Raw genomic sequence first — 4,740 nt, forward strand, 5'->3', positions numbered from 1 at the left:
CTGCCGGAACTGCTCGGCGTGGAACAGGGCGCGGCGGGCTTCGTCCAGCGCCGCCAGGCCGGCTTCGGTGAGCTTCACGCCCTGGCGGCCGCGCTGGAACAGCGGCACGCCCACCATTTCTTCGAGCTTGCGTATCGATACCGATAGCGGCGGTTGCGACATGTGCAGCTTTTCGGCCGCGCGGTGGAAGTTCAGCGTTTCGGCCAGGACCAGGAACTGCTGCAGATGACGGAAATCCATGAGGGCGCTCCGAATGGCGGTTGGCATAGATGATATGACTTCCATATCGATTCCGGCATTGGTGCTATCCCTTCGATATCAGGAAATGGCGCCTTGCGCACCGCGCGCAAGCCTTGGAGGTAAGGCGGCGCCCGGGCGGCGGCGGTATGATGGAACGCATTACAAGGAGGAAACACCATGAATGAAGTCATCGTCGCTTCTGCCGTCCGCACCGCCATCGGCGATTTCGGGGGCGCGCTGAAAGACGTGCCGCCCTGCGACCTGGGCGCTACCGTCATCAAGGCCGCGCTGGAACGCGCCGCCGTCAAGGGCGACGAGGTCGGCCACGTCGCCGTGGGCCACGTCATCAATACCGAACCCCGCGACATGTACCTGTCGCGCGTGGCGGCCATGAACGCCGGCATCGCCAAGGAAACCCCCGCCTTCAACGTCAACCGCCTTTGCGGTTCGGGCCTGCAGGCCATCATCTCGGCCGCGCAGACCATCATGCTGGGCGACGCTGAGATCGCGGTCGGCGCGGGTGCCGAAAGCATGAGCCGCGCGCCGTACATCGCGCCGGCGCAGCGCTGGGGCGCGCGCATGGGCGACAGCGTCATGCTGGACATGATGACTGGCGCCCTGTCGGATCCGTTCGGCCGCATGCACATGGGCGTGACCGCCGAGAACGTGGCGGCCAAGTTCGGCATCAGCCGCCAGGACCAGGACGCCGTGGCCGCGGAATCGCATCGCCGCGCCGCGGCCGCCATCGACGCGGGCTACTTCCGCGACCAGATCGTGCCGGTGGTGATGAAGTCGCGCAAGGGCGAAGTGGTGTTCGACACCGACGAGCACGTGCGCCGCGATGTCACGGCCGACAACCTGTCGACGCTCAAGCCGGTGTTCCAGAAGGAAAACGGCACGGTCACGGCGGGCAACGCCTCGGGCCTGAACGACGGCGCGGGCGCCGTGGTGCTGATGAACGCCTCGGTTGCGGCCAAGCGCGGCATCAAGCCGCTGGCGCGCCTGGTGGCCTATGCGCACGCGGGCGTGGACCCCAACATCATGGGCATCGGTCCGGTGCCGGCCACGCAGGCCGCGCTAAAGCGCGCCGGCCTGACGGTGGACCAGCTGGATGTGATCGAAGCCAACGAAGCGTTCGCGGCGCAGGCCTGCGCGGTGTCGCGCGAGTTGAAGCTGGATCCGGCCAAGGTGAACCCGAACGGCAGCGGCATCGGCCTGGGCCACCCCATCGGCGCCACTGGCGCCATCATCACCGTCAAGGCGCTGCACGAACTGCAGCGCGTGGGCGGACGCTATGCGCTGGTGACCATGTGCATCGGCGGCGGCCAGGGCATTGCGGCCATCTTCGAACGGATCTGACGCAGCAAAGGGCCCCACGCTGCGCGAGCGATGCTCGCGCAGCGTGGGGCCCTTTATTTTTCCAGGTAATCCTCGGCCCACGCCTGGCATTCGGCGCGCAGCAGCGCGCCCATCTGCGCCCGCCGGGGCGCGTCCAGCCGGCTGCTGATCGCGCCGAAGCTGAAAGCCACCCAGGTCAATTCCGACACCCGGAACGCCACGCCCACGCCCGAAACCCCGGGCGTGATGGTGTCCACGATTTCCGAATGGCCCGCAGCGCGCGCCTGCCTTACCGATTTCATCAAGGCGGCGCTGGATGCGCCGATTTGCGCGTAGGTAGCGGAATGCCGCGCATACAGCGCGGCGATTTCCTCGTCGGGCAGGCTGGCCATCAACGCCAGTCCGCCCGCGCCCACGCCCAGGAGGCGCCGCTCGCCCTGGTCGATGGTGAACACCTTCACGGGGAATGAGCCGGCCTCGCGCAGCAGGCACAGGGCGTAGTCGCCCTGGCGTATCACCAGGAACACTGTGTCGCCCGACAGGCGCGCCAGCTTCTGCGCGAACGGGCGCAGCGCGTCCAGCAAGGGCGTGCGCCGCAACGCGGCGAATCCCAATTGCATGGAATCCACGCCCAGGCGGTAACGCCGGGTCTGGGCGTCGCGTTCGGCGAACTGTTCTTCCAGCAGGCAACTGAGCAACCGGTGCGCGGTGGAGCGCTCCAGTCCGGCCTCGGCCATGACGCCCTGCAGGTCTATGCCGTCTTCCTGGTGCTGCGCCAGCACACGCAGCAGGCCCAGGGCGCGCCGCATGCTCTGGGTACCGCCTGTGGAACCACTGTTGTTCATAATGTGGGAAATATTGATTGAATATTTTGTATTCTAGGATTCCAGGTGCGTTAATTCAATCCAGTCGACCGCGCCGCCTTTCAAGGCGCGGCAGAACAAGGACGAGGAGATCATGGAATACGCCACCCTGGCCGTCGAGCGGCACGACTCGGTATGCCGCATCAGCCTGGCGCGTGAATCCGCGCGCAATGCCCAAAGCCAGCAGATGCTGGATGAACTGGACGACGCGCTGACGCGAGCCGAACAGGACGACTCGGTGCGGGTCGTGGTGCTGGCCGGCCGCGGCGCGCACTTTTCCGCGGGCCACGACCTGAAGGAAGCCCAGGCCAAGCGCGCCGATTTCACGGTGGAAGAGCGCTGGGAGTACGAGTCGCGTCGTTACTACGGCTACTGCATGCGCATCTGGGATTTTCCCAAGCCGACGGTGGCCCAGGTGCAGGGCGCCTGCGTGGCGGGCGGCTTCATGATCGCCAATATGTGCGACTTGGTAGTGTGTTCGGAAACCGCGTACTTTTCCGATCCGGTGGGCCACACGCTGGCGGCGGCCGCTACCGAGGTGCTGATTCATCCGTGGGTCATGGGCCTGCGCAAGGCCAAGGAAATGCTCTACACCGGCGAAAAGGTGGACGCGCAGGAAGCGCTGCGCATCGGCATGGTGAACCGCGTGGTGCCCGAAGCCGAGCTGGACGCCGCGACCTTGGCGCTGGCGCAGCGCATCGCGCAGGCGCCGCCCTTCGGACTGCGTCTCATCAAGCGCTCGCTGAACCGGACCGCCGATGCGCAGGGTTTCCGCACGGCCTTGTCGGCGCATTTCGACACGCACCAGCTGTCGCATCTGAGCGAAGAGTTCCAAGCGGTCCGTGAACGCGGACTAGCCCAGGCCATCATGCGCAACAAGAAGGGCGAGGCCGCATGACCCCGTCTCTGGACCCCTTGCTCAATCCGCGTTCCATCGCAATGATCGGCGCTAGCGCCAACGCCGGGCGCATCGGCGGCATGCCGCTGGAGCTGCTGACGCGCTTCGGCTACGCGGGCGGCATCTATCCCGTCAATCCCAAGTACCAGGAAGTGTTCGGTCGCCGCTGCTGGCCGGATATCGAGTCCGTGCCCGAGCCCGTGGACCTGGCAGTGCTGGCCATCGCGGCCGCGGACGTGACGCCCATGCTGCGCCGCTGCTACGCAAAGGGTGTGCGCGCCGCCATCGTCTACGCCGCGGGTTTTGCCGAAGCGGGCGGCGAGGGCGCGCGCCTGCAGGACGAGTTGGAAGCCTTCGTGGCCGAAAGCGGCATGGCCGTGGCTGGCCCCAACTGCATGGGCTTCGCCAACCTGAATACGCAGGCCTACACGGCCTTCGCCTCGGTCTTCAAGACGGCGCCGGCGCAGACAGGGCCGGGCAAGGTCAGCCTGCTGACGCAGAGCGGCAACGTCTGCGCGGCGGTGTACGCGATCGCGCGCCGGCTGGATCTGCCGTTCTCGCACTTCATCAATACCGGCAACGAAGCCTGCCTGGATTTCTCCCAGTACCTGGAATACCTGGCGGCGGATCCGCAGACGGAAATCGTGCTGGGCTATATCGAGCAACTGCGCGACGGCGAGCGCTTCATACGCGCCTGCCGCGAGCTGGAACGCCAGGGCAAGCTGCTGATCGCGCTGAAGGCCGGCACCACGGACAAGGGCGCGCAGGCGGTGCAATCGCATACCTCGGCGCTGGCCGGGGACCGGCGCGTGTACGGCGCGGCTTTCCGCCAGTTGAATGTGATCGAGGCCAACGATTTCGCGCAGATGGCGCACCTGGCCAGCTTGGCCACGTTGCGGCACCGCACGGCGGGCAAGCGCGTCGCGGTGCTGACCATGTCGGGCGCGCTGGGCGCCATCCTGGCGGACAAGTTCATCGGCGCCGGGCTGGACCTGCCCGATTTGCCGGCTGAGCTGCAAGCGGTGCTGCGCGGCGGCATTCCTGATTACGGCATGGTCGGGAATCCGGTGGACGTCACGGGCAACGTGGTCAACGATCCGGCCTTCGTGCACACCGTGCTGGAGGCGTTGGCGACGACCGATGCGATCGATGCGGTGGTCGTGTACGCGCCGGGCTACATGCTGGACCGCATGGCCGACGCGCTGGCCGATGTGTCGCGCCGGCACCGACGGCTGTTCGTCGCCATCGATACCGGCCTGGCCCAGAGCCGCGCCGCCTTGCGCGATGCCGAGGTGGCCGTATTCGAGGACCTGGGCCTGGCGGTTGCTGCGCTGGCGCCCTATCTGCTGTGGTGCGAGGCGCGCGGCGCCAAGCGCATCGCGGCGCAGCCGCGGCTGGCAG

The 4,740-nt window shown here is 67.1% G+C and carries 5 protein-coding genes; 3 read left to right on the top strand and 2 right to left on the bottom strand.

The features are described 5' to 3' along the window. The coding region (locus tag VIR09_RS05585; protein WP_332011972.1) for a LysR family transcriptional regulator at positions 1-240 on the bottom strand (240 nt) is incomplete at its 3' end. 177 nt (positions 241-417) lie between these two features. Between VIR09_RS05585 and bktB the strand changes: the two genes are divergently transcribed. After that, positions 418-1,599 (top strand): beta-ketothiolase BktB, encoded by a 1,182-nt coding sequence (bktB, locus tag VIR09_RS05590; protein ID WP_332011973.1) that lies wholly within the window; start codon positions 418-420, stop codon positions 1,597-1,599. 53 nt (positions 1,600-1,652) lie between these two features. On the opposite strand, the gene VIR09_RS05595 is transcribed toward bktB, so the two are convergent. Then, positions 1,653-2,423 carry an IclR family transcriptional regulator gene (locus tag VIR09_RS05595; protein WP_414639393.1) on the bottom strand — a complete coding sequence of 257 codons (771 nt, stop codon included), beginning with the start codon at positions 2,421-2,423 and terminating at the stop codon, positions 1,653-1,655. Positions 2,424-2,535: 112 nt separating this feature from the next. Here VIR09_RS05595 and VIR09_RS05600 point away from each other — a divergent pair, with 112 nt between their 5' ends. Beyond that, positions 2,536-3,339: an enoyl-CoA hydratase gene (locus VIR09_RS05600; protein WP_332011975.1), complete on the top strand. Its 804-nt coding sequence runs from the start codon at positions 2,536-2,538 to the stop codon at positions 3,337-3,339. Continuing rightward, the coding region (locus VIR09_RS05605; protein ID WP_332011976.1) for an acetate--CoA ligase family protein at positions 3,336-4,740 on the top strand (1,405 nt) is incomplete at its 3' end. The genes VIR09_RS05600 and VIR09_RS05605, both read left to right, overlap by 4 nt.

It is taken from the genome of Achromobacter sp. (assembly GCF_036567245.1).
Lineage (GTDB): Bacteria > Pseudomonadota > Gammaproteobacteria > Burkholderiales > Burkholderiaceae_B > Achromobacter.

What these genes read in the sequence shown, in the direction of transcription:
- VIR09_RS05600 (WP_332011975.1), top strand. Translation starts at nt 2,536, where the DNA reads ATGGAATACGCCACCCTGGCCGTCGAGCGGCACGACTCGGTATGCCGC.
- bktB (WP_332011973.1), top strand. Translation starts at nt 418, where the DNA reads ATGAATGAAGTCATCGTCGCTTCTGCCGTCCGCACCGCCATCGGCGAT.
- VIR09_RS05595 (WP_414639393.1), bottom strand. Translation starts at nt 2,423, where the DNA reads ATGAACAACAGTGGTTCCACAGGCGGTACCCAGAGCATGCGGCGCGCC.